Here is a 24,795-nt window from a genome sequence, read left to right on the forward strand (position 1 = left end):
AAGCCACCCACCAGGACGTACCAACGCGTGAAGCGATCCTTGAGCGCACGAATGCGCCGCTTGCGTTGCATCTCGGGGGTGTTGAAATCGATGCGCTTGGGTGGAGAAGTCGGGGTCATCGGGGAATTGGCCAGATCGTTCATGCGCACACCCTAGCGATCCTGTATGACAGAAACATGACAATGAGGTGACGCGCCAAAATCGCCGTCCGGCACAGGGCCGTCGGCGAATAGATGTAGGTTAATCCCGTAGGAGCGGTCCGTGGCCGCGAAACGGTCACCGCGGTACATCAGGTTTCACGGCGGCGCGCTTTTCGCGGCCACAGACCGCTCCTACGAAGTCAGGGTGTCGTTCACTGCTTGGCGACGTCGGCCCCTTCCTTCAGGCCCAGATCAGCCAGTGCCTTGGCAGCAACCTTGGCGGGCAGGGGAATGTAGCCATCCTTGACCACGACTTCCTGGCCCTGCTTGGACAGCATCAGCTTGACGAACTCGGCCTCCAGCGGTGCCAGCGGCTTGTTCGGCGCCTTGTTCACGTACACATAGAGGAAGCGCGACAACGGGTACTTGCCGTTCAGGGCGTTCTCTTCGGTGTCTTCGATGAACTCGCTGCTGCCCTTCTTGGCCAGTGGCACGGTCTTCACGCTGGCTGTCTTGTAGCCGATGCCCGAGTAACCGATGCCGTTCAGCGAGCTGCTGATCGACTGCACCACCGAAGCCGAGCCTGGCTGTTCGTTCACGTTGGGCTTGTAGTCACCCTTGCACAGGGCTTCTTCCTTGAAGTAGCCGTAGGTGCCGGACACCGAGTTGCGACCAAACAGCTGCACCGGCTTGTTGGCCAGGTCGCCGGTCACGCCCAGGTCGCCCCAGGTCTTCACATCGGCCTTGGCGCCGCACAGGCGGGTGGACGAGAACACGGCGTCGACCTGTTCCATGGTCAGGTGCTGGATCGGGTTGTCCTTGTGCACGAACACGGCCAGGGCGTCGACGGCCACGGGAATGGCGGTAGGCTTGTAGCCGTATTTCTGTTCGAAGGCCGCCATTTCGGTGTCCTTCATCTTGCGGCTCATCGGACCCAGGTTGGCGGTGCCCTCGATCAGCGCCGTGGGCGCAGTGGCCGAGCCTGCTGCCTGGATCTGGATGTTGACGTTGGGGTATTCCTTCTTGTAGTTCTCGGCCCACAAGGTCATCAGGTTGGCCAGGGTATCGGAGCCGACACTGGACAGGTTGCCCGACACGCCGGTGGTCTTGACGTAGGCAGGGATGGAAGGGTCGACGGCGGCTACCGCATTGGCCGTGGCAACACCAGCAGCGACAAAGGTCATGGCGGCCATCAAACGCGTGAGTTTCATGCCTTGCTCCTAGCAAATCCAGAAAAGGGTGTTGAATCGGCGCTCAGTATCGGTGGGCCGTGCGAACACTCTATGAAAGGATTGTGACAGTAGGATGAATGGCCATCATCCCCCCGGCGGGACCCCGTTCGCCGGTAGAACCGGCGAACGGGGCCGTCGGAATCAGCGCTTCTTGGCCATCAGGTAAAGCCCGCACACGAAGCCGATCACGCAGATCGCTGCCACATAGTAGGACGGACCCATGGGGTTGGATTTCATCAGCAGGGTGACCGCCATCGGCGTCAGGCCACCGAAGATGGCATAGGCCACGTTGTACGAGAACGACAGGCCGGAGAACCGCACCACGGCCGGGAAGGCCTTGACCATCACGTAGGGCACCGCGCCGATCACGCCCACGCACAGGCCCGTCACCGCATACAGCGGAAACAGCCAATCGGGGTGATCGTGCAGGCTGTGGAACAGGGTCCACGAGGTGGCCAGCAGGGCAAGGCTGCCGAACACGAACACCTTGCCGGCGCCGAAACGGTCGGCCAGCGCGCCCGAGCCGATGCAGCCCAGGCTGAGGAACACGATCGCCAGGCTGTTGGCCTGCAGCGACTGCTTGGGGGTGAACCCGTAGAGGGTCTGCAGGATGGTCGGGGTCATCAGGATGACCACGATGATCCCCGCCGACAGCAACCAGGTCAGCAGCATGGAGATGGCCACCGCCCCGCGATGGTCACGCAGCACCGTGCGCAGCGGCACTTCGGCCGCGAGAGCCTTGCGTTGCTGCAGCTCGGCGAAGACCGGAGTTTCATGCAGCCAGCGACGCAGGTACACCGACGCCAGACCGAATACACCGCCGATCAGGAACGGGATCCGCCAGGCGTAATCCGACACCTCGGCCGGGGTATAGAGGCTGTTGATGGCCGTGGCCATCAGCGACCCCAGCAGGATCCCGCTGGTCAGGCCGCAGGTCAGCGTGCCGCAGGCATAGCCGACGTTGCGCCCCGGCACGTGCTCGGAGACGAACACCCAGGCGCCGGGCACTTCACCGCCGATGGCCGCTCCCTGGATCACGCGCATCAGCAACAGCAGAATCGGCGCGAAGATGCCGATCTGCGCGTACGTCGGCAGCAGACCCATGATCAGGGTCGGCACGGCCATCATGAAGATGCTCAAGGTAAACATCTTCTTGCGCCCCAGCAGGTCGCCGAAGTGCGCCATGATGATGCCGCCCAGCGGGCGTGCCAGGTAACCGGCGGCGAAGATGCCGAAGGTCTGCATCAGCCGCAGCCATTCGGGCATGTCGGCGGGGAAGAACAACTTGCCCACCACGGCGGCGAAGAATACGAAGATAATGAAGTCATAGAACTCAAGTGCACCGCCCAGGGCGGACAACGAAAGTGTCTTGTAATCACTGCGGGTCAGCGGACGCGAAGGCGGAGCGATACTCGAAGGCGCGGCGGTCATTTGATGTTCTCTTATATACAAATCCACAGCTTTGTTGCTGTTTAGGGTTTGGCAGTGCAAGCACGATAGCAAATTGCTAGAAAAAGCACATGGCCTGTATTGGCAAACGCAGTAATTGAACAGCGAACGGTCGTTATAGCGGTTCTGCGCCTATATACTGGGCGTTATTGAAGGGTTTTGTGCGAAAACGCAGCTAGCGTTGTAGCCGATTTCGCAGAGGTACCCTGTGTGCGCCAGTTGAAAGAAAAGCCGTGTAGGCTTTTGTCATTGGCGACGATCGATGCGCCACTCCAATAAAGCGTCACGGGTCAGAGGCCCCCCGGCATGATTGAACTCGAACAAGAAGATCCCATTCCCCAAGGCGACCTGGCCTTGCAGATCACCGCGCTGCCGCGCGAAACCAACGGCTTCGGCGATATTTTCGGCGGCTGGCTGGTTGCCCAGATGGACCTGGCCGGCACGGCCATGGCCAGCAAGGTCGCCGGAGGGCGCGTGGCGACGGTGGCCATCGATCGCATGGCCTTCCTGGTCCCGGTTGCCGTCGGTGCGCAGTTGTCCTTCTACACCCAGACCCTGGAAATCGGCCGCAGCTCGATCCAGATGATGGTCGAGGTGTGGAGCGACGATCCGCTGTCCAGCGAATGGCGCAAGGTCACCGAGGCCGTGTTCGTGTTCGTCGCCATCGACGGCAGCGGTCGCACCCGCGCGGTGCCGCCGCGGCGCTGATTGTCCCCCAGCGCGTCACCCGACTTTTTGAACCCATAGCGAGAACTCTACATGTCTGAGCCGCAGGTCGAATCGGTCAAGCTCGATGAACTCAATTGCTGGCGCATCAGCACCGATCAGGCCGAGCTGCTGATCGCGCAGCAAGGCGCCCAGGTGATCAGCTACCAGCGCCACGGCCAGCAGCCGCTGATCTGGCCCAACCCCGCTGCCTTCTACAAATCGGGCAAGGCCGTTCGCACCGGCGTGCCGGTGTGCTGGCCGTGGTTCGGCAATCTGGCCCGCAACCCCGAGTCGGTGCAGGCCATGCGTACCGCCACCGACGAAGCGCCCGCTCACGGCCTGGTGCGGACGGTGGACTGGGAGCTGCTGGGCATCGACCGGCTCGAATCGGGCATCAAGGTCGAATTGAGCGTACCGCAGGCCGCTCGCGGCGAACTGCCGGGATGGCCGCACAAGGTCGAGGTCAAGCTGTGCGTGGTGCTCGGCGAGACCCTGGAGATCACCTTGCACAGCCGCAATCTGGACGACCATCCCGTGATCCTGAGTCAGGCGCTGCACAGTTACTTCGCCGTCAGCGACGTGCGCCAGGCCACGGTCGAGTGCCTGGGCGGCCTGACCTACATTGAAACCCTGGACGACTGGCAGCCTCGCCAGCAGGCCGGTGTGCTCGGGTTTGCCGGCGAGACCGACCGGATCTACCTGAACACTCCGGCGCAGCTGAGCTTCGTCGACCCGGGCTGGCAGCGTCGGGTAACCCTCGCCTCCACCGGCTCACGCAGCGCAGTGGTGTGGAATCCATGGACCGCGCGGGCCGCAGCCTTGCCGGACATGGCCGACGACGGCTGGCAGGGCATGCTGTGCATCGAGACGGCGAACGTCTGGGACGACGTGGCCACACTGGCGCCAGGCGCGGCCTGTGTCATGGGTGTGAGGTTTACTGCTTCACAGCTTTGATTTGTGCAGGCTTTGCGGGCCTCTTCGCGGGCAGAGGGCTCGCCGCCCGCCCCGCTCCCACAAGGACAACTTATGCACCCTTGTGGGAGCGGGGCGGGCGGCGAGCTCTCTGCCCGCGAAGAGGCCAAACCTGCAACCTCACAACCTCACAACCTCACAACCTCACAACCTCACAAATCCGACTCCTTCACCACCCTCACCTTCTGCGCATCCAGCGCATAGGCCGCATCGGCCAGGTCATTGCTGACCTTCTCTACCTTGACCTTGCCCGTCACCCACAACGGCGTGTAGATATCGGCCAGTTTCAAGCCCTTGGGGTAGCGCACCAGGATCAACTGGTTCGGCGGCGGTGGCGGCACGTGGATGCAGGCGCCCGGATACGGCACCAGGAAGAACAGCGTGCTGTTGCCCTTGGCATCGCTTTCCAGCGGTACGGGGTAGCCGCCGATGCGGATGTCCTTGCCGTTCATGGCCGCCACCGTCTTGGTGGAATACATCACCGCGGGCAGACCTTTGGCCTGCTTCATGCCGCCTTTTTCGGTGAAGGTGCCCTGCGCCTCGGGCGAGTCGTGGTCGATTTCGGGCATCCGCTCCAACGCCTCCTGATCGGCCTTGGGCATCAGTTGCAGCCAGTCGGTTTCCGGCAATTCAGCGTGCGCAGTGGCTGCAGCGAATACGAGGCAGAGCAGGAGAAATCGGCGCATGGCAGGGCCCAGAATGAAAGGTCGGCCATTCTACCCACAGCCCGGATACGACGCAGCCCCCATCGAGGCGAACTCGAGGGGGGCTGCAATACCCGCGGCGTGATACCCGTGGCGTCGCCACAGGCATCGAACGCAGTGGATCAGCGCTTCTTGCTGATCATGCCGTAGATCACCAGCAGGATGATCGCACCGACCAGAGCGCCGAGGAAACCGGCACCTTCGCCAGCCTGGTAGATACCCAGGGCCTGACCACCGTAGGTCGCGGCCAGGGAGCCGGCGATACCCAGCAGAATGGTCATGATCCAACCCATGCTGTCATCGCCAGGCTTCAGAAAACGAGCCAGCAGACCAACGATCAAGCCGATGAAGATAGTCCCAATGATTCCCATGATGTTCCCTCTGATATGAACAGGCTTGATGCCAGGGCTCGATAGCGGCCTTGGCGTACAGCCATCAGAGGGTTGCGGGTCGGCAATGGTTCCTCAACCCGCGATCAGGGCCTGCACTTCGGCGATCTGGCGCTGCAACGTGGCGCGATCGGCACTGCGCACGGTGGCATGACCCACCTTGCGGCCGACCTTGAACGCCTTGCCATAGTGGTGCAAATGGCAATCGTCGATGGCCGCCACCTGCGCTACCGCCGGGACCTCACCGATGAAGTTGAGCATGGCGCTCTCGCCGACCTTGGCGGTCGAGCCCAGCGGCAGACCGGCCACGGCCCGCAGGTGGTTCTCGAACTGGCTGCATTCGGCGCCTTCGATGGTCCAGTGCCCGGAGTTGTGCACCCGTGGCGCGATTTCGTTGGCCTTGAGGCCGCCATCCACTTCGAAGAATTCGAATGCCAGCACGCCGACGTAGTCGAGTTTCTCCAGCACCCGGCCGGCGTAGTCTTCGGCCAGACTCTGCAGCGGGTGCGCGGTGCTCGCCACCGACAGGCGCAGGATGCCGGTCTCGTGGGTGTTGTGTACCAGGGGGTAGAAGCGGGTCTCGCCATCGCGGGCGCGCACGGCGATCAGCGACACTTCGCCAGTGAAGGGCACGAAGCCTTCGAGCAGGCACGGCACGCTGCCCAGCTCGGCGAAGGTGCCGGCCACGTCGGCAGCGCTGCGCAGAACCTTCTGGCCCTTGCCGTCATAGCCCAGGGTGCGGGTCTTGAGGACGGCAGGCAGGCCGATGCTGGCTACCGCAGCGTCCAGATCAGCCTGGGACTGGATGTCAGCGAACGTCGGCGTAGGAACGCCCAGGTCCTTGAACATGCTCTTCTCGAACCAGCGATCGCGCGCGATGCGCAGCGCGTCGGCACTGGGGTACACCGGGACGAACTGCGACAGGAAGGCCACCGTCTCGGCGGGCACGCTTTCGAACTCGAAGGTGACCAGGTCAACCTCGTCCGCCAACTGGCGCAGATGATCCTGATCGCCGTAGTCGGCCCGCAGGTGCTCGCCCAGAGGCGCGGCACAGGCATCGGGCGCCGGGTCCAGAAAAGCGAAATTCATCCCCAGGGGGGTGCCGGCCAGGGCCAGCATGCGGCCCAGCTGGCCGCCACCGATTACACCGATCTTCATATCAAAGAACCTCAGGCCTGACGCGGGTCGGGATTGTCCAGAACGTTGTCTGTCTGCTCGGCGCGGAACGTCTTCAGCGCAGCGTGGAACTGCGGGTGCTTGGCGCCCAGGATACTGGCCGACAGCAGCGCGGCGTTGATCGCGCCGGCCTTGCCGATGGCCAGTGTCGCCACCGGAATGCCGGCTGGCATCTGCACAATGGACAGCAGCGAGTCGACGCCCGAGAGCATGGACGACTGCACCGGCACGCCCAGCACCGGCAGGTGCGTCTTGGCCGCGCACATGCCAGGCAGATGCGCCGCGCCACCGGCGCCGGCGATGATCACCTCGATACCGCGGCCTTCGGCCTCGTCGGCATACTGGAACAGCAGGTCCGGGGTGCGGTGGGCGGAAACCACTTTGACCTCGAAAGGAATACCGAGCTTTTCCAGCATATCGGCGGTGTGGCTAAGGGTGGACCAATCGGACTTGGAGCCCATGATCACGCCAACCAATGCACTCATCGTCGAGCCTCTTCTCTTGGGCGCCCGCGGGCGCGTCAAAAAACAACAAGCCACGCAGGAAGACCGGCGTGGCTTGTTATACGAATAATGGCCGGAGCAGACCGGCCGAAGGCCGCGCAGTATACCGTAAGAATGAAGATTTATTGCAGCCATCTTGACCGGTCGTCAAATGGCTGCGGAGCGCGGTTTTATTGACTTTGAGGTCAGCGAAATCGGCGGTGAATGCTTCGCGGCCACTGGCCGCTCCTACAGGAATCGCGATGGCTTTTCGTAGGAGCGGCCAGTGGCCGCGAAGGCAGCACCGCCAACTCGAGTCAGGCACTGCCTGCCGCCGCACCCTCCAGCCGTTTCCACAGCAGCCGGACATTGGCCTTGCGCACCAGCGCGCAGCGGTACGCGCGGATCTCCAGCGGCACGTGCCACTGTGGCCCGCCACACACCACCAGCTCGCCGCGAGCCAGCTCGGCGCGCACGCTCAGGCGTGGCACCCAGGCGATCCCCAGCCCCTCCAGGGCCATGCTTTTCAGGCTGTCGGCCATGGCGGTCTCGTACACCGTGGTGTAGCGCAGGCTGCGCTGGCGCAGCAGCAGATTCACCGAACGCCCAAGAAACGCCCCCGCGGTATAGGCCAGCAGCGGGATGCTGCCCTCGCCTTCCAGGTCGAACAACGGTTGGCCCTGGGCGTCGCTGGCGCAGATGGGCAGCATCTCGGTGGTGCCCAGGTGCAGCGACGGAAATATCTCCGGGTCCATCTGCATGGCCGAATCGGGATCGTAGAAGGCCAGCATCAGATCGCAGCCGCCCTCGCGCAGCGCATGCACCGCATCACCGACGTTGGTGGCAATCAGGCGTGTGGCGATGGGCAGACCTTCGTTGCGCAGCTTGGCGATCCAGCCGGGAAAGAAACCCAAGGCCAGCGAATGCGCTGCGGCCACCTGCATCACCTCGCCCTGCCCGCCTTCCAGATGATGCAGGTGACGCAGTACCTCACCCAGTTGATCGACCACCGTGCGCGCCGTGACCAGAAACAGCTGACCGGCCTCGGTCAACTCGATCGGCGTGCGCGAGCGGTTCACCAGGGTCAGGCCCAGCGCCGCCTCCAGGCTGCGGATGCGGCGGCTGAACGCTGGCTGGGTAACGAAGCGGCGCTCGGCCGCCTGCGAAAAGCTGCGGGTGGCCGCCAGGGCGCTGAAGTCCTCCAGCCATTTGCTTTCCAGGTTCATGTCGGTTCTCGTTTCATGGATTCACCCGCGTGCAACGGCCTGACGTGCCCACGCGATCCCTTGTAGCAGCGGCGCGAGTCGCGTCAGCGGACAACACCGGGAGCACTGGAATACGCCGGATCGCCCTGGCACGTCACATGCGTCATTATGCCGATTCTGCATACCCCAGCAAGCATCAGCATTAGCCGGAAATTCTCTGCAAGCCTAGGATTGCCAGCATTCCGGTGGTTGCCGGGCCCCTACAGAGACCTTCTCTATCATGTCCTCCGCTGCATCACTGCGCATTGAAAAAGACCTGCTCGGCGTTCTCGAAGTCCCGGCTGAAGCCTACTACGGCATTCAGACCCTGCGTGCCGTGCACAACTTCCGCCTCTCCGGCGTGCCGTTGTCGCACTACCCCAAGCTCGTCGTGGCCCTGGCCATGGTCAAGCAGGCGGCCGCCGATGCCAACCACCAGCTGGGTCATCTCAACAGCGCCAAGCATGCGGCAATCAGTGAAGCGTGCGCCCGTCTGGTGCGCGGTGATTTCCACGATCAGTTCGTGGTCGACATGATCCAGGGTGGCGCCGGTACGTCCACCAACATGAATGCCAACGAGGTGATCGCCAACATCGCCCTGGAAGCCATGGGCCATCAGAAAGGCGAGTACCAGTACCTGCACCCCAACAACGACGTGAACATGGCGCAGTCGACCAACGACGCCTACCCGACCGCCATCCGCCTGGGTCTGCTGCTGGGCCATGACGCCCTTCTGGCCAGCCTCGACAGCCTCATCCAGGCGTTCGCCGCCAAGGGCGTGGAGTTCGCCCACGTCCTGAAGATGGGCCGCACCCAGCTGCAGGATGCCGTGCCCATGACCCTGGGCCAGGAATTCAAGGCCTTCGCCACCACGCTGACCGAAGACCTCAATCGCCTGCGCAGCCTGGCGCCGGAACTGTTGACCGAAGTGAACCTGGGCGGCACCGCCATCGGTACCGGCATCAACGCCGACCCGGGCTATCAGGCCTTGGCCGTATCGCGCTTGGCCACCATCAGCGGCCAGCCGCTAGTGCCCGCCGCCGACCTGATCGAGGCGACCTCCGACATGGGCGCCTTCGTGCTGTTCTCCGGGATGCTCAAGCGCACTGCGGTGAAACTGTCGAAGATCTGCAACGACCTGCGCCTGCTGTCCAGCGGCCCACGCACCGGCATCAACGAAATCAATCTGCCGGCGCGCCAGCCGGGCAGCTCGATCATGCCGGGCAAGGTCAATCCGGTGATTCCCGAGGCCGTCAACATGTGCGCCTTCGAGATCATGGGCAACGACCTGGCCCTGACCATCGCCGCCGAGGGCGGTCAGTTGCAGCTCAACGTCATGGAGCCACTGATCGCCTACAAGATCTTCGACTCCATCCGCCTGCTGCAGCGGGCCATGGACATGCTGCGCGAACACTGCATCGTCGGCATCACCGCCAACGAACAGCGCTGCCGCGAGCTGGTGGAACACTCCATCGGCCTGGTCACGGCGCTGAACCCTTACATCGGTTACGAAAACGCCACCCGCATCGCCCGCGTCGCCCTGCAGACAGGCCGCGGTGTGCTGGAACTGGTACGTGAAGAGGGCCTGCTCGACGACACCATGCTGGCCGACATCCTGCGTCCGGAAAACATGATCGCGCCGCGCCTCGTGCCCCTGAAGGCCTGAGCCGGCCGTACGCTCACCAGGTCGAGGGACTAGACACCTCTCACCTTTTGAGGGCTCCGAGAGCAATTTCGGAGCCCTTTTTTTGTGCCGCTGTAACGCCCTGGGTCAGACATCCCACAAGATGAATATGCCCAGTCCTATGCACCAAAAAGCTGCGCGGGCTTACACCTATGGGTATAGTGCCGCCCTTTTGAACTTGACGAGGTAACCCCCATGCTTGAAGTCATCAACGACTTCCTCTCGGGAAAAGTCCTGATCGTGCTTATCGTCGGCCTCGGTGGCTATTTCACCGTGCGCTCGCGCTTCGTCCAATTGCGCCACTTCCTGCACATGTTCAGTGTGTTCCGCGACAGCCTGCGCAACAGTTCAGACCAGCTCAGCTCGTTCCAGGCGCTGATGCTCAGCCTGGCCGGTCGAGTCGGCGCCGGTAACATCGCAGGTGTCGGCATTGCCGTGACCCTGGGTGGCCCGGGTGCGGTGTTCTGGATGTGGGTCACCGCCTTGGTGGGCATGGCCAGCAGCTTCTTCGAATGTACCCTGGCGCAGGCCTACAAGCGCTGCGACCCCGACGGTCAATACCGTGGCGGGCCTTCGTTCTACATCCAGCATGGCCTGGGCAAGCGCTGGCTGGGCATGGTCATGGCGGTGTTGCTGCTGGTGACTTTCGGTTTTGCCTTCAACGGCCTGCAATCGCACGCCGTCACCAGCTCGCTGAACGATGCCTTCGGCCTGTCCACCACCTGGACCGGCGTCGGGCTGGCCGTGCTGCTGGGCCTGGTGTTCTTCGGCGGGATCAAGCGGATCGCGGCGGTCGCCGACCTGCTGGTACCGGTCAAGACCCTGGCTTACATCGCCGTCAGCCTGTACGTCATCGTCCTGCAGTTCGACCAGGTTCCGGAAATGCTCGCCACCATCGTGCGCAGCGCCTTCGGCCTGGACCCGGTGTTCGGCGGCCTGCTCGGCAGCGCCATCGTCATGGGCGTGAAACGCGGCGTGTTCGCCAACGAAGCGGGCCTGGGCAGTGCGCCCAACGTGGCCGCTGTGGCGCAGGTCGAGCACCCGGTCGCCCAAGGCGTGGTGCAGGCCTTCAGCGTCTTCCTCGACACCTTCGTGATCTGTACCTGTACCGCGCTGGTGATCCTGCTGTCGGGTTTCTACACGCCGGGCTTCGAAGGCGATGGCATTGCCCTGACCCAGAATTCGCTGGCCAACGTGGTGGGTGAATGGGGCCGTGTGTTCATCAGTGTCGCCCTGTCGCTGTTCGTGTTCACTTCGATCCTCTACAACTACTATCTGGGTGAGAACAGCCTGCGCTTCCTCATCGGCGACAATCGCAAGGCTGTGCTGGTGTACCGCGCGATCGTGCTGTTGCTGATCTTCTGGGGTGCCATCGAAAACCTGGAGACGGTGTTTGCCTTCGCCGACATCACCATGACCCTGCTGGCCTTCGTCAACCTGATTGCCCTGGCGATGCTGTTCAAGATCGGTCTGCGCCTGTTGCGCGACTACGATGCGCAGCGCAGTGCCGGGATCAAGGTACCGGTGTTCGATGCCCGGCAGTTCGCCGATCTCGACCTGGACCCCAAGGCCTGGCCGGTGCCGAACCCTTCGGCTGCCAGCGAGAAGGCCCAGGCCGCCCAGCCCGTCCAGCGTTAAGGAGCCATTGGCATGAGCATCGCATCCCCTGCCCGTCACGTACGGGTGCTGTACACCGGCGGGACCATCGGCATGCAGGCCAGCGCCAACGGCCTGGCTCCGGCTTCCGGCTTCGAAGCGCGCATGCGTGAACAGCTTGGCGCCCAGCCTGACCTGGTGATGCCGAAATGGAGCTTCGAAGAGCTGCTGCCGCTGATCGACAGTGCCAACATGACGCCGGCCTACTGGCAGCGTCTGCGCCAGGCCGTGGTGCAAGCGGTGGATGAACAGGGTTGCGATGCCGTACTGATTCTGCATGGCACCGACACATTGGCCTACAGCGCGGCAGCGATGAGTTTCCAGCTCTTGGGGCTCAAGGCACCGGTGCTGTTCACCGGGTCCATGCTGCCGGCCGGGGTGGCGGACAGCGACGCGTGGGAGAACGTCAACGGCGCCCTGGGTGACCTCGCCCGCGGCCTGGAGGCCGGTGTTCACCTGCATTTCCACGGCGCATTGCTGCCGCCGACGCGCTGCGCAAAGGTGCGCAGCTCGGGGCGCAATCCGTTTGCCGCTCTGCGCCGCACCGGTGGCGCCGTCAGGGCTGCGTCGTTGCCTGAGGCGCTGGATTACCGCCAGCCACGCCAGCCAGCCAACATCGGCGTGGTGCCGCTGTATCCCGGTCTGGGCGTGCCGCTGTTGCAGGCCGTTCTGGACAGTGGGGTCCAGGCCTTGCTGCTCGAATGCTATGGCAGCGGCACCGGGCCGTCCGACAATGCGTCGTTCCTGGACACGCTGCGAGCGGCCCACGAGCGCGGCATCGTGGTGGTGGCGCTGACCCAGTGCCAGGAAGGCGGGGTCGAACTGGACGTGTATGAAGCCGGTAGCCGTCTGCGCGATGCAGGCGTGCTCTCCGGCGGCGGCATGACCCGCGAGACGGCCCTGGGCAAGCTGCACGCATTGCTTGGTGCAGGCCTGCCGGTGGAAGAAGTCCGCCGCCTGGTAGAACTCGACCTGTGCGGCGAACTGGCCTGATCGAAACCACAGCGCGTCCTTCGCGCTTCTCCAAGGGTTGCGCACATCCCGTAGGAGCGGTCATCGGCCGCGAAACAGGCGCTGCGGTGCGTCAGACAAACTGCGGCGCGCCCTTCGCGGCCACGGACCGCTCCTACGAAGCTTGCACGATCCCGTAGGAGCGGTCATTGGCTGCGAAGGACGTGCTGCGGTGCTGCTGTCACTCAGCAGCCAGTCAGCCTTTCCACCCGCGCTTCGCCGGGGAAGAACCATGGCCGCAAGCGAACGCCAGCGCTGTTGCCGATGAACGCGGCGACCAGCCATAGCCAGCCGTGCAAGCTACCGGATGCGATACCGCTGAAGTACGCGCCGATGTTGCAGCCATAGGCCAGACGCGATCCATAGCCCAGCAGCAACCCACCGATCACGGCAGCCACCAGTGACCTGCGCGGGATCTTCAGGCTCGGTGCGAAATGACCTGCCAGACCTGCCGCCAGCAAAGCACCCAACACGATTCCGATGTCCATGACACTGGTGATGTCCTCCCACACCGGCGCGGCCAGCGCCTTGGCATTGGCCGCGGCCTGCCAGAACGCCCAGCTGCCCACGTCGCCCCCCAGCCCGCTGGCCACTTTTGCGCCCCACAAGGCGAACGCCGAGGTGATGCCCCATGGACGCCCGGCCAACGCCAGTGTCGCGAAGTTCAGCAACGCCAGCGCTACCGCACCCCACACCAGCGGCCACGGTCCGCGGATGAACCTGTTCGAACCGGGCTGTGCGCTAGCTTCGGGCGTTTCCAGATCCCCATGCCGACGCCGCTCCAGGCTCACCGTGGCCAGTGCGATCACCGCGAACAAAGCCAAGCTCAACACCAGCGCCGGGATCACGCCGAGACTCTTGACGATCGAAATCGCCGGCAGCGAGGGCAAGGCGAACCACCAGTCCACATGATGCGTGGCGATCAGCGAGCCGCAGATGAAGAACAGCAGCGTCACCAGCATGCGCGCGTTGCCACCACCGACAGTGAACAGAGTGCCCGACGCGCACCCGCCACCTAGCTGCATGCCGATACCAAAAATGAAGGCGCCGAAGACCACCGATAGTCCGGCAGGCGCCACCAGCCCCACCACCGTCTGGCCGAACAGGCTACCCTCGCCCAATGCCGGGAAGAACAGCAGCACGGCCACTGCAAGCATGACCATTTGCGCCCGCAACCCCGCCCCGCGGCGATCACGGATGAACACCCGCCAGGCCGAGGTGAACCCGAACGCCGCATGATAGAGCGTCAGGCCCAGGGCGGCTCCGACCACCCACAACAGTACTTGCCGAGTACCCACCACGGCCGCGAGAAACACCGCGCCGAGCACCAGCAGCGATACCGCCACCAACGGCGCGCCCAGGGCGCGTCGCGGGGCAACAGAAACAGTCGAGCTCATGGAAGCGTCCAGATAGGAAAAACAATCGGCCAGTATAAAAGTTAATACCCCGCCGTGCCGGCAAGCGCTGGCCGAAACCGACCGCTGCCACACTTACCCTTTTGTGAACAACTTCACTGCAACGTTCTTCATGGGTGCCGGTCAGAAACTAGCCAATGATCGTACCGCAAGCCATTTTACTGTATGTAAAACCAGATGACTGGATTCATCTGTGGATAAGGCTGTGCATAAACAGGGGTATAACCCTGTGGATACCTGTGTGGATAATTTCCGAACGGGCCGATGGATGCGTTCATCGAGACGAACTGCCAAGATGACAGTCATCCACCACCGGAGCCTGAGCATGTCCGACCTTGCAATTCGTCCTGTCACTGCTGCCGACTATTCCACCTGGCTGAGCCTCTGGCAGGCCTATCAGCGTTTCTACAAGACCGACATTCCCGAAGCCGTGACCCAGGTCACCTGGCAGCGCATGCTCGATGAGGCCGAACCCATCAATGCCGCGCTCGCCTGGCGCGACGGCGTGGCTGTCGGTATGGTCCACTACATCTATCACCGCTCGTGCTGGACCATTGAAAATTCCTGCTATCTACAGGACCTGCTGGTGGACGATGCGGCACGCGGTGCAGGCGTGGGTTGCCAGTTGATCGAATACGTCTACGCCACCGCCAAGGCCGCCGGATGCGTCAAGGTGCACTGGTTGACTCATGAAACCAACGGCACTGCCATCGGCTTGTACCAGCGTGTCGCCGAACAACCCGGCTTCATTCAATTTCGCAAGACACTCTAGGAGCTGCCATGCCTACCTCCGCAATCGACTGGAAGCCTGTCAAGGCACCCGTGGCGACCATCATGAATGGCCGCTACATCCGCCTGGAGAAACTCGACCCCAAGCGCCATGGCGAAGACCTCTGGGAAGCCCTGCAAGGGCCGCAGTCCGACGCGCAGCTGTGGGACTACCTGCCCTACGGCCCGTTCAACGACCTGGAACTGTTCTACATCTGGCTCGATGGCTATGCGATCAGCAATGACCCCCTCGGCTTCTGTGTGGTCGACCAGCACACCGGCAAGGCCGAGGGCATCCTCAGCCTGATGTCGATCGTACCGGCGCACGGGCGCCTGGAAGTCGGCCATGTGGCCTTCGCCGCCTCCATGCAGCGCACGCCCAAGGGCACCGAAGCCATCTACCTGGCGCTCAAGCTGGCCTTCAGCCAGGGCTATCGCCGGGTCGAATGGAAGTGCGACAACGCCAACAAACGCTCGCGCCGCGCAGCCGAACGGGTCGGTTTCACACTGGAGGGCGTGTTCCGTCAGCACATGATGGTCAAGGGTCGCAACCGTGACACGGCGTACTTCTCCATCACCGACAGCGAATGGCCCGCGATCGAGGACGCGTTCGAGGAGTGGCTGGCAGCGGACAACCAGCCGGCGTCAGGGCAAGTAAAGGCGCTGGAGCAGTTTCGCGCAAGTGCGTAAAGCGCCTGTGGATAACTGAAAAAAAGGGGGCCACCCGGCCCCCAGAGGAAAACCTTGCAGCCGGAGATCAGCCCTCGATCTCGATCAATATCTCGCCGGGGTTCACGCGGTCGCCTTTGGCCACATGGATGGCCACGACCTTGCCGGCCACACCGGCCTGAACCTCGGTCTCCATCTTCATCGCCTCGGTGATCAACACCGCCTGCCCGGCCTTGACCGCATCGCCCTGCTTGACCAGCACGTCGACGATGTTGCCGGGCATCGCAGTGCTGACATGGCCCGGTTCGCTGGCCTGCTTGCGCTTGCCGATACCACCGCCGACGAACTCGTTCAGGGGTTCGAACACGACCTCTTCAGGCATGCCGTCGATGGACAGGTAGAAATGCCGCTTGCCTTCGGCCTTGACCCCGACGCCGGTGATGTCGACCCGATAGCTTTCGCCGTGCACATCGATGACGAACTCGGTCGGGACCCCTTCACCGCTGCGCGCAACCTGGGCACCTGCCTCGGGGATCGGCAGCAACACCTCGGGCACCAGCGTGCCGGCGGCACGCTCTTCGAGGAACTTGCGCCCGATGTCGGGGAACATCGCAAACGTCAGTACATCCTCCTCCGACTGGGCCAGCTCGCCGATGTCCTTGCGCAGCTTGTCCATCTCCGGCTTGAGCAGGTCGGCGGGACGTACGTCGATGACCTCCTCGCTGCCGATCGCCTGGCGTCGCAGTTGTTCGTTGACCTTGCCCGGCGCCTGGCCATAACCGCCTTGCAGGTACAGCTTCACTTCGTTGGTGATGGTCTTGTAGCGCTCGCCGGCCAACACGTTGAAAAACGCCTGGGTACCGACGATCTGCGAGGTAGGCGTGACCAGCGGCGGGAAGCCCAGGTCTTCACGCACCTTGGGAATCTCGGCCAGCACCTCGTTCATACGGTTCAGCGCGCCCTGCTCTTTCAGCTGGTTGGCCAGGTTGGAAATCATGCCGCCGGGCACCTGGTTGACCTGCACGCGGGTATCGACCGCCGTGAATTCGCTCTCGAACTGGTGGTATTTCTTGCGCACGGCATAGAAATACAGGCCGATCTCCTGCAGCAGTTCCAGGCTCAGGCCGGTGTCGAATTCGCTGCCCTTGAGCGCGGCGACCATGGACTCGGTGCCCGGATGACTGGTGCCCCAGGCAAAGCTGGAGATAGCCGTGTCGATATGATCGGCGCCATTTTCCACCGCCTTGAGCTGACACATCGCGGCCAGGCCGGCCGTGTCGTGGCTGTGGATGAACACCGGCAGCGACTGCTCAGCCTTCAGGGCCCTGACCAGCTCGCCGGTGGCATAGGGCGTCAACAGGCCCGCCATGTCCTTGATCGCCACCGAGTCGCAACCCATGGCTTCCATCTGCTTGGCCTGAGCCACGAAGGCGGCGACGGTATGCACCGGGCTGGTGGTGTAGGCGATGGTGCCCTGGGCGTGCTTGCCAGCCGCCTTCACCGCCTCGATCGCCACACGCAGGTTACGCACGTCGTTCATTGCATCGAAGATGCGGAACACATCGATACCGTTGTCGGCCGCCTTGGCCACGAAGGCGCGGACCACATCGTCGCTGTAGTGCCGGTAGCCAAGCAGGTTCTGCCCGCGCAGGAGCATCTGTAGGCGGGTGTTGGGCAGCGCCTGGCGCAGTTTGCGCAGGCGTTCCCACGGGTCTTCCTTGAGGAAGCGCACACAGGCATCGAAGGTGGCGCCGCCCCACACTTCCAGCGACCAGTAGCCGACCCGGTCGAGCTTGTCGCAGATGGGCAGCATGTCTTCGGTGCGCATGCGGGTCGCCAGCAACGACTGATGGGCGTCGCGCAGGATGGTGTCGGTCACGAATATGCGCTTGGAAACAGGAGTATTGGACATTGTTGTGTTCCTCACAGGCCGGCGTGGGCGGCGATGGCGGCAGCGATGGCCAGGGCCAGCTCTTCGGGTTTGCGCTTGATCGAGTACTGGGTCAGCTCCGGATGGCTGTCGACGAAGCTGGTATTGAACTGGCCGCTGCGAAACTCGGGGTTGCGCAGGATTTCCTGATAGTAGGCCGCCGTGGTCTTGATGCCTTGCAGGCGCATGTCATCGAGCGCCCGCAGACCGCGGTCCATGGCTTCCTCCCAGGTCAGGGCCCAGACCACCAGTTTGAGGCACATGGAATCGTAGAACGGCGGAATGGTGTAGCCGGTGTAGATCGCCGTGTCGGTGCGCACGCCCGGCCCGCCGGGGGCGTAGTAGCGGGTGATCTTGCCGAAGCTGGGCAGGAAGTTGTTCTTCGGATCCTCGGCATTGATGCGGAACTGCAGGGCAAAGCCGCGGTGCACGATGTCTTCCTGCTTCACCGACAGCGCAAGGCCCGAAGCAATGCGGATCTGCTCGCGGACGATGTCGATACCGGTGATTTCCTCGGTGATGGTGTGCTCCACCTGCACCCGGGTATTCATCTCCATGAAATACACCTCGCCCTCGGCGAGCAGGAACTCCACGGTACCGGCGTTCTCGTAGCCGACCGCCTTGGCCGCGCGCACCGACAGGTCGCCGATGTAGGCGCGCTGCTCGGGGGTCAGTTGCGGGCTGGGGGCGATCTCGATGAGCTTCTGGTTGCGTCGCTGGATCGAACAGTCGCGTTCGAACAGGTGCACCACATTGCCGAAGCGGTCACCCAGGATCTGCGCCTCGATGTGCTTGGGGTTGACGATGCACTTTTCCAGGAACACCTCGGCCGAGCCGAAGGCCTTGGTCGCTTCGGAAATCACCCGTGGAAAGGCCTGCTCCAGTTCCTCGCGGCTGTTGCAACGGCGAATGCCTCGCCCACCGCCGCCCGAGGTAGCCTTGAGCATGACCGGGTAGCCAATGCGCTCACCCTCGGCCAACGCCTCGTGGATGTCGGCGACGTTGCCCTCGGTGCCGGGCGTGACGGGTACGCCCGCCTTGATCATGCTGCGCCGGGCTTCGGTCTTGTCGCCCATGCGGCGGATGACCTCGGCCGACGGCCCGATGAACTTCACCCCGCGCTCGGCGCAGATATCGGCCAACTCGGCATTCTCGGAGAGAAAACCATAGCCCGGGTGCAAGGCATCGCAGCCGGTTTCAACCGCCAGGTTCACCAGCTTGCGGGGGTTCAAATAGCCGGCCAGGGGCTCGGCGCCGATGCTGTGGGCTTCGTCTGCGCGCTTGACGTGCAGCGCGTGACGATCGGCTTCGGAATAGATCGCGACCGAACGAATGCCCATTTCGGCGCAGGCTCGTACGATGCGTACGGCAATCTCACCTCGGTTGGCGATCAGGATCTTTTTTATCACTTGGAATTTCCTCGACCGATGAATCCATTCGGGTCGGTGCGTGGCCGACCCTTTGGGTAACCAGTTGTTTCCTGGTCGCCTCTGCAAGCTAGCGCGGTACGAGGATTAATAAAAATCAATCTTTGTTAGGTTACATATTAGCTAAAGCTTATAGTTGGCTGATCATCGCTCGAACATGGGAACGGGACATGCGTAAGTCACTGATGCGCCTGACATTGCGTCAGCTTCAGGTGTTCAACGAGGTCTGCGATCTGCGCTCGTACAGCCGTGCGGCCGAGGAAATGTCACTCACCCAGCCAGCGGTGAGCCTGCAGATTCGCCAATTGGAAGAGCTGGTCGGCCAGCCGCTGTTCGATTACGTGGGCAAGAAGCTCTACCTGACCGAAGCAGCCCAGGCGCTGCAGGCGGCCAGCCGTGACATCTTCGGCCGCCTGGAAAACCTCGACATGCAGCTCTCCGACATGCAGGGCTCATTGCAGGGGCAGCTCAAGCTGGCAGTTGAATCCAGTGCCAAGTACTTCACCCCCCATCTGTTCGCCGCCTTCCGCACCCTGCATCCGGAGGTCAACCTGCAGCTCACGGTGGTCAACCGCGCCCAGGTGATCCGCCGCCTGAGCGACAACCGCGACGACGTGACCATCATGTCGATGGTGCCGCAGGACATGGGCCTGGACTTCATGCCTTTCCTCAACAATCCGATCGTCGCCGTCGCCCCGCCCGAGCATCCGCTGTGCCAGTTCGAACAGCTGAGCCTGCAGGACCTACAAGCCTATACGTTGCTGGTACGCGAACAAGGTTCGGGCACGCGCCGGGCCTGCGAGGAATACTTCAAGGAGAAACGCGTGCACTTCACGCAGACCCTGGAAGTGGCGTCTGCCGAAGCCCAGCGCGAATGCGTGATCGCAGGTCTGGGGCTGGCGCTGCTGACGCGCCACGCCGTGGCCCGGGAGTTATCCACAGGCACGCTGCGCGAGTTGCCTGTGACGGAACTGCCGTTGCAGCGCAGCTGGTGCGTGGTGCAGGCCAAGGCGCGGCGTCAGTCGCCGGTGGCGCTGGCCTTCGCCGCGTTCATCCGTGCCGAACGGACGCAGATCACGACGCTGGTCGAGCGCTTTGCCGGACATCCGCCGACACCGTCTGCCAGACACTGAGCTGGGCGTCGTCGCCAATTTCCTGAAGCAGGCGACGCTGCTCGGCATAGCTTTCGATCGCGCGGCGAAACTCCATGCGGCGCTGATCTTCCTGCTGACGTTTGGTGCGGGCGGCACTGTTGCCTTGCGCTTGCGAGCCATCGACGTAACGAGCCATTGCCTGTCTCCCAGTTCGAGTTCGGGAGTACAGGGTGGCGTGGGTGTATGAAGGTTTAGCGACGGGGCGGTGAACATCGGGTTAAACCGATCACGCCTCGCTCAGTCCTCGTGGGCCTCGTGGGCCTTCAACGACTTGGGCGACAGGCGCAGGCTGCGCAGACTGCGCTTGACGCTCTTCAAGTGATTGACCAGGTCCGGACCGCGGGCCATCGCCACGCCCATGGCCAGCACGTCGATCACCACCAGGTGGGCGATACGCGAGGCCAAGGGCGTATAGATTTCGGTGTCTTCATGAACATCGACCGCCAGGTTGACCGTCGCCAGCTCCGCCAGCGGCGTCTGCCCCGGACACAGGGAGATCAACGTGGCGCCACTTTCGCGCACCAGGTTGGCAGTGATCAGCAGGTCCTTGGAGCGCCCCGATTGCGAGATGCACACGGCCACGTCGGTCGGCTTGAGGGTCACCGCCGACATGGCCTGCATGTGCGGGTCCGAATAGGCCGCCGCCGTGAGCAGCAGGCGGAAGAACTTGTGCTGGGCATCGGCCGCCACTGCGCCAGAGGCGCCGAAACCATAGAACTCGACCCGCTGCGCCGTGACCATGGCGCTGATCGCCCGCTGCAAGGCCTCGGGGTCGAGCTTCTCGCGCACTTCCATCAAGGTATGCAGGGTGGTGTCGAAGATCTTCAGGCTGTAGTCGGCCACCGAGTCGTCTTCGTGAATAGCGAACTGGCCGAAGCTCGCCCCCGCCGCCAGACTCTGCGCCAGCTTGAGCTTGAGGTCCTGGAAGCCGGTGCAGCCGATCGCGCGGCAGAAGCGCACGATGGTCGGCTCGCTGATGCCCACGCTGTGCGCCAGATCGGCCATGGAGCTGTGCATCACCGCCGCAGGGTCCAGCAGCACATGCTCGGCAACCTTGAGTTCGGATTTGCGCAGCAGGTGGCGAGACTGGTCGATGTGTTGCAGCAGGTTCAAGGGACAGCTTCCGCTAGAGGAGTCGAGGGGCCAGGATGTAGCTGGCCTGTAGTTATACTACAGGCCTCGGTGATCGCCCAGTTAAACGTCTCAGCACCCGCCGCGCAGGCAAAAACGGCCGGACATTGCTCGGCGCACACGTCGAATCTGCACCTTATGTCCGACACTCGCAGGATTTGTCTCACAACCGACAACTCTTGTTTGCCCCAACTCCATCGCGCACCCTAAAATGCCGGAATGCGCGATGACCTCTCCCTTCTGCTGAATTCCCTCAACGATGCCCAACGCCAGGCCGTAGCCGCCTCCGTCGGCCGTCAGTTGGTCCTGGCCGGTGCTGGTTCCGGTAAAACCCGAGTGCTGGTGCACCGTATCGCCTGGTTGATCCAGGTCGAAAACGCCTCGCCCCACTCCATCCTGTCGGTGACGTTCACCAACAAGGCCGCTGCCGAGATGCGCCAGCGCATCGAGCAACTGATGGGTATCAACCCGGCCGGCATGTGGGTAGGCACCTTCCACGGCCTGGCCCACCGCCTGCTGCGCGCGCACTGGCAGGAAGCCAACCTGAACCAGAATTTCCAGATTCTCGACAGCGACGACCAGCAACGCCTGGTCAAGCGGGTCATGCGCGAGCTGGGCCTGGACGAGCAGAAATGGCCGGCGCGCCAGGCGCAGTGGTTCATCAATGGGCAGAAGGACGAGGGCCTGCGCCCGCAGCACATCCAGCCTGGCGGCGATCTGTTCCTGGCGACCATGCGCTCGGTCTACGAAGCGTACGAGGCGGCCTGCGCGCGGGCCGGCGTGATCGACTTCTCCGAACTGCTGCTGCGCGCCCTCGACCTGTGGCGCGACAACCCCAGCCTGCTGGCGCACTACCAGCGTCGTTTCCGCCATGTGCTGGTCGACGAATTCCAGGACACCAACGCCGTGCAGTACGCCTGGCTGCGGCTACTGGCACAAGGTGGCGACAGCCTGATGGTGGTGGGCGACGACGATCAGTCGATCTACGGCTGGCGCGGTGCCAAGATCGAGAACATCCACCAGTATTCCGCCGACTTCCCGGACTCCCAGCTGATTCGCCTGGAGCAGAACTACCGTTCCACGGCCGGTATCCTCAAGGCCGCCAACGCGCTGATCGCCAACAACAGCGGGCGACTGGGCAAAGAACTGTGGACCGACGGCGACGATGGCGAGCCGCTGAGCCTGTATGCCGCGTTCAATGAACACGACGAGGCACGCTACGTAGTCGAAACCATCGAGAGCGCCCTCAAGACCGGCCTGGCGCGCAGCGACGTCGCCATTCTGTACCGCTCCAATGCCCAATCGCGGGTGCTGGAAGAGGCGCTGCTGCGCGAGCGCATCCCCTACCGCATCTACGGCGGCCAGCGTTTCTTCGAACGCGCCGAAATCAAGAACGCCATGGCCTACCTGCGCCTGCTCGAAGGGCGCGGTAACGACGCAGCCCTGGAGCGCGTGATCAACGTCCCGCCCCGTGGCCTGGGCGAGAAGACCGTCGAAGCCATCCGCCAGCATGCACGTCACGCCGAACTGTCGATGTGGGAAGCCGGGCGGCAACTGGTGGCCAACAAGGGCCTGACCGGTCGCGCCGCCAACGCCCTGGGCGCGTTCATGGAGCTGATCGAGAACCTGGCCGCCAAGGTCATGCAGATGCCGCTGCACCTGATGACCCAGACCGTCATCGAGCAGTCCGGCCTGATCGTCTATCACCAGGAAGAAAAGGGTGAAAAAGGCCAGGCACGGGTGGAAAACCTCGAGGAACTGGTCAGCGCCGCACGCAACTTCGAAAACAGCGAAGAAGACGCCGACCTCACGCCCCTGGCCGCATTTCTTGGCCATGCGTCCCTCGAAGCCGGCGACACCCAGGCCGAGGAGCACGAAGACAGCGTTCAGTTGATGACCCTGCACAGTGCCAAGGGCCTGGAGTTTCCCTACGTGTTCCTGGTGGGCATGGAAGAGGGCCTGTTCCCGCACAAGATGAGCCTGGAAGAGCCTGGTCGCCTCGAAGAAGAACGCCGCCTGGCCTATGTCGGCATCACCCGGGCCATGCAGCACCTGGTGATGACCTACGCCGAAACACGCCGTCTGTATGGTAGCGAGACGTACAACAAGGTCTCGCGCTTCGTGCGTGAAGTGCCCGCCGGGCTGATTCAGGAAGTGCGCCTGTCCAACAGCGTGAGCCGCCCTTTCGGCGGCGGTCAGGCGCAGAACTCGAGCAGCCTGTTCGGCGCCGCCGCCATCCCGGAAACCCAGTTCAATCTCGGCCAGCGGGTACAGCATTCGGTTTTCGGCGAGGGTGTGATCCTCAACTTCGAAGGCTCCGGCGCCCAGGCGCGGGTGCAGGTCAACTTCGCCGAAGGCAGCAAGTGGCTGATGCTGGGGTACGCGAAACTGGAGGCGGTGTAACGGTTGGCTTCTCGGCCTTTTCGCGGTGCTCGGCGGCCGCAAAAGGCCGACACTGCATCTTCCACAGGCAGTGAAATTTCCTACGCCGCTTTTCGCAATTACGCAAAAGCTCGAAACATGTTGTCACTAGCTATGTACAGCACACCTGTGCAACATGACTCGCGTGCAATCCACCTAACGGAATGAACCTATGCAACGATTTCTCAGCATGGCTCTGGCCCTTTGCATTGGCCTGACCATGAGCCTGGATGCCAGTGCCAAACGCTTCGGCGGCGGCAAGAGCATGGGCGCAGCCCCGACTCACCAGACGCGCCAGGCCGCGCCTGCAACCCCAGGTGCCACAGCCGCCGTACCGGGCCGTGCCGCCCCTGCCGCGAGCGGTGCTTCGCGCTGGTTGGGCCCTCTGGCCGGCCTCGCCGCCGGTGGCCTGCTGGCCTCCATGTTCATGGGCGACGGCTTCCAGGGCATGCAGATCTTCGACTTCCTGATCATGGCAGTCATCGCCTTCCTGATCTTCCGCTTCATCGCCGCTCGCCGTCGCAAGCAGCAAGGCCCGCAAATGGCTGGCGCCGGTGCACCTTACCAGCGTGAAACCGTCAACCAGGCCCCTGCCCAGCCTTCGATCTTCGGTGGTGCAAGTAGTGCCTCCGCAGCCCGTCCGGTGATCAACGCGCCGGCCTGGTTCAACGAAGAGAACTTCCTGAACGCCGCACGCAACCACTTCCAGTCGTTGCAGCAGCACTGGGACGCGAACGAGATGGACAAGATCGCCGAGTTCGTTACCCCGCAGATGCTGCAATCGCTGAAGCAGGAACGCGCCGAGCTGGGTGATGGCTTCCAGTCCACCTACATCGACGACCTGCATGTACAGCTGGAAGGCGTGGATGATCGTGCCGAGAAGACTATCGCTACCCTGACATTCGTTGGTGTATCGAAGACTTCGCGCTTCGACAAGGGCGAACCCTTCAGCGAAAGCTGGAACATGGAACGCGCCCAGGGCGAGAACCAGCCTTGGCTGGTGGCCGGTATCCGCCAGAACTGATACGCGTCA

General features: G+C 63.2%; 22 protein-coding genes. 10 read left to right on the forward strand and 12 right to left on the reverse strand.

Annotated features, from left to right (window positions below):
• Positions 1–352: 352 nt before the first annotated feature.
• The gene (locus ASF66_RS17880; RefSeq protein WP_049860390.1) at positions 353–1,351 is read right to left on the reverse strand and encodes a phosphate ABC transporter substrate-binding protein PstS family protein; all 999 of its coding nucleotides are present in this window, start codon (positions 1,349–1,351) and stop codon (positions 353–355) included.
• Between the two features lie 162 nt (positions 1,352–1,513).
• The gene (locus ASF66_RS17885; RefSeq protein ID WP_056844808.1) at positions 1,514–2,803 is read right to left on the reverse strand and encodes an MFS transporter; all 1,290 of its coding nucleotides are present in this window, start codon (positions 2,801–2,803) and stop codon (positions 1,514–1,516) included.
• 324 nt (positions 2,804–3,127) lie between these two features.
• On the opposite strand from ASF66_RS17885, the gene ASF66_RS17890 reads away from it, so the two are divergent.
• Together ASF66_RS17890 and ASF66_RS17895 are read left to right on the forward strand one after the other, a co-directional pair.
• On the forward strand, positions 3,128–3,529 hold the full coding sequence (locus ASF66_RS17890) for an acyl-CoA thioesterase (protein WP_043192132.1): 402 nt from the start codon (positions 3,128–3,130) through the stop codon (positions 3,527–3,529).
• Between the two features lie 51 nt (positions 3,530–3,580).
• Positions 3,581–4,483: a D-hexose-6-phosphate mutarotase gene (locus ASF66_RS17895; RefSeq protein ID WP_056844809.1), complete on the forward strand. Its 903-nt coding sequence runs from the start codon at positions 3,581–3,583 to the stop codon at positions 4,481–4,483.
• A gap of 170 nt (positions 4,484–4,653) precedes the next feature.
• Here ASF66_RS17895 and ASF66_RS17900 read toward each other — a convergent pair whose 3' ends face one another.
• The 5 genes from ASF66_RS17900 to ASF66_RS17920 form a co-directional block, all read right to left on the reverse strand.
• Positions 4,654–5,187: a DUF3299 domain-containing protein gene (locus ASF66_RS17900; RefSeq protein ID WP_049860393.1), complete on the reverse strand. Its 534-nt coding sequence runs from the start codon at positions 5,185–5,187 to the stop codon at positions 4,654–4,656.
• Between the two features lie 140 nt (positions 5,188–5,327).
• A complete protein-coding gene (locus ASF66_RS17905) occupies positions 5,328–5,576 on the reverse strand; it encodes a GlsB/YeaQ/YmgE family stress response membrane protein (protein ID WP_049860394.1) in 249 nt (82 codons plus the stop codon).
• 93 nt (positions 5,577–5,669) lie between these two features.
• Complete coding sequence (locus tag ASF66_RS17910) at positions 5,670–6,752, reverse strand: 5-(carboxyamino)imidazole ribonucleotide synthase (RefSeq protein ID WP_056844810.1); 1,083 nt, start codon at positions 6,750–6,752, stop codon at positions 5,670–5,672.
• An 11-nt stretch (positions 6,753–6,763) separates the two neighbouring features.
• Complete coding sequence (purE, locus tag ASF66_RS17915) at positions 6,764–7,255, reverse strand: 5-(carboxyamino)imidazole ribonucleotide mutase (protein WP_056844811.1); 492 nt, start codon at positions 7,253–7,255, stop codon at positions 6,764–6,766.
• A 314-nt stretch (positions 7,256–7,569) separates the two neighbouring features.
• Entirely contained in the window at positions 7,570–8,478 is a 909-nt protein-coding gene (locus ASF66_RS17920) for a LysR substrate-binding domain-containing protein (RefSeq protein WP_056844812.1), read from the reverse strand.
• A 259-nt stretch (positions 8,479–8,737) separates the two neighbouring features.
• On the opposite strand from ASF66_RS17920, the gene ASF66_RS17925 reads away from it, so the two are divergent.
• The 3 genes from ASF66_RS17925 (at position 8,738) to ASF66_RS17935 (ending at position 12,829) form a co-directional block, all read left to right on the forward strand.
• Positions 8,738–10,162, forward strand: a complete 1,425-nt coding sequence (locus tag ASF66_RS17925; RefSeq protein ID WP_056844813.1) for an aspartate ammonia-lyase — start codon at positions 8,738–8,740, stop codon at positions 10,160–10,162.
• 213 nt (positions 10,163–10,375) lie between these two features.
• Entirely contained in the window at positions 10,376–11,818 is a 1,443-nt protein-coding gene (locus ASF66_RS17930; protein ID WP_049860399.1) for an alanine/glycine:cation symporter family protein, read from the forward strand.
• Positions 11,819–11,830: 12 nt separating this feature from the next.
• A complete protein-coding gene (locus ASF66_RS17935; protein ID WP_056844814.1) occupies positions 11,831–12,829 on the forward strand; it encodes an asparaginase in 999 nt (332 codons plus the stop codon).
• 203 nt (positions 12,830–13,032) lie between these two features.
• Here ASF66_RS17935 and ASF66_RS17940 read toward each other — a convergent pair whose 3' ends face one another.
• Complete coding sequence (locus tag ASF66_RS17940; protein WP_056844815.1) at positions 13,033–14,244, reverse strand: YeeE/YedE family protein; 1,212 nt, start codon at positions 14,242–14,244, stop codon at positions 13,033–13,035.
• 343 nt (positions 14,245–14,587) lie between these two features.
• Between ASF66_RS17940 and ASF66_RS17945 the strand changes: the two genes are divergently transcribed.
• The gene (locus ASF66_RS17945) at positions 14,588–15,034 is read left to right on the forward strand and encodes a GNAT family N-acetyltransferase (protein ID WP_056844816.1); all 447 of its coding nucleotides are present in this window, start codon (positions 14,588–14,590) and stop codon (positions 15,032–15,034) included.
• 8 nt (positions 15,035–15,042) lie between these two features.
• On the forward strand, positions 15,043–15,720 hold the full coding sequence (locus ASF66_RS17950) for a GNAT family N-acetyltransferase (RefSeq protein WP_056844817.1): 678 nt from the start codon (positions 15,043–15,045) through the stop codon (positions 15,718–15,720).
• A 67-nt stretch (positions 15,721–15,787) separates the two neighbouring features.
• Here the strand turns inward: ASF66_RS17950 and oadA are convergent, their stop codons facing one another.
• Together oadA and ASF66_RS17960 are read right to left on the reverse strand one after the other, a co-directional pair.
• Positions 15,788–17,611: a sodium-extruding oxaloacetate decarboxylase subunit alpha gene (gene oadA / locus ASF66_RS17955; protein ID WP_056844818.1), complete on the reverse strand. Its 1,824-nt coding sequence runs from the start codon at positions 17,609–17,611 to the stop codon at positions 15,788–15,790.
• 11 nt (positions 17,612–17,622) lie between these two features.
• On the reverse strand, positions 17,623–19,038 hold the full coding sequence (locus ASF66_RS17960) for an acetyl-CoA carboxylase biotin carboxylase subunit (RefSeq protein ID WP_043192108.1): 1,416 nt from the start codon (positions 19,036–19,038) through the stop codon (positions 17,623–17,625).
• Between the two features lie 188 nt (positions 19,039–19,226).
• On the opposite strand from ASF66_RS17960, the gene ASF66_RS17965 reads away from it, so the two are divergent.
• The gene (locus ASF66_RS17965; protein WP_056844819.1) at positions 19,227–20,189 is read left to right on the forward strand and encodes a LysR family transcriptional regulator; all 963 of its coding nucleotides are present in this window, start codon (positions 19,227–19,229) and stop codon (positions 20,187–20,189) included.
• Here ASF66_RS17965 and ASF66_RS17970 read toward each other — a convergent pair.
• Together ASF66_RS17970 and hexR are read right to left on the reverse strand one after the other, a co-directional pair.
• Positions 20,131–20,346 carry a PA3496 family putative envelope integrity protein gene (locus tag ASF66_RS17970; RefSeq protein ID WP_056844820.1) on the reverse strand — a complete coding sequence of 72 codons (216 nt, stop codon included), beginning with the start codon at positions 20,344–20,346 and terminating at the stop codon, positions 20,131–20,133. The genes ASF66_RS17965 and ASF66_RS17970 overlap by 59 nt on opposite strands.
• 101 nt (positions 20,347–20,447) lie before the next feature.
• Positions 20,448–21,323: a transcriptional regulator HexR gene (gene hexR / locus ASF66_RS17975; RefSeq protein WP_049860406.1), complete on the reverse strand. Its 876-nt coding sequence runs from the start codon at positions 21,321–21,323 to the stop codon at positions 20,448–20,450.
• Between the two features lie 237 nt (positions 21,324–21,560).
• Here hexR and uvrD point away from each other — a divergent pair, with 237 nt between their 5' ends.
• Positions 21,561–23,744 (forward strand): DNA helicase II, encoded by a 2,184-nt coding sequence (gene uvrD / locus ASF66_RS17980; RefSeq protein WP_056844821.1) that lies wholly within the window; start codon positions 21,561–21,563, stop codon positions 23,742–23,744.
• 190 nt (positions 23,745–23,934) lie between these two features.
• Positions 23,935–24,786, forward strand: a complete 852-nt coding sequence (locus tag ASF66_RS17985; RefSeq protein ID WP_056844822.1) for a Tim44 domain-containing protein — start codon at positions 23,935–23,937, stop codon at positions 24,784–24,786.
• The last annotated feature ends 9 nt before the right edge of the window (positions 24,787–24,795 follow it).

The organism is Pseudomonas sp. Leaf129 (assembly GCF_001423465.1).
GTDB lineage: Bacteria > Pseudomonadota > Gammaproteobacteria > Pseudomonadales > Pseudomonadaceae > Aquipseudomonas > Aquipseudomonas coleopterorum.